Raw genomic sequence first — 236 nt, 5'->3', positions numbered from 1 at the left:
CTGGTGGACAGCGGGTTATGCACTTCAATGTAACGGCTGCCGTCCGGCTCTGACGTCGCTTTCACCGGTTCGTTAATGAACTGCACGCGCGTACCGACCGGCACGTTATCGAACAGGAATTTGATGTCTTCATTACGCAGACGCACGCAGCCGTGGCTTACGCGCAGGCCGATACCGAAGTTGGCGTTAGTACCGTGGATGGCATACAGACGTCCAATGTACAGCGCGTACAGACC

1 protein-coding gene is annotated in these 236 nt (G+C 56.4%); it reads right to left on the bottom strand.

All coding sequences use genetic code 11. The features are described from left to right. Positions 1–236, bottom strand: a 236-nt coding sequence (locus RTW80_RS30830; protein WP_312722067.1) for a L,D-transpeptidase family protein, incomplete at both ends; no start/stop codon positions are given.

This window comes from Escherichia sp. AM3, assembly GCF_032029835.1.
Lineage (GTDB): Bacteria > Pseudomonadota > Gammaproteobacteria > Enterobacterales > Enterobacteriaceae > Escherichia > Escherichia coli.
Note: the sequence above shows the minus strand (reverse complement) of the source record. Positions and strands in the feature narration are given on the sequence as shown.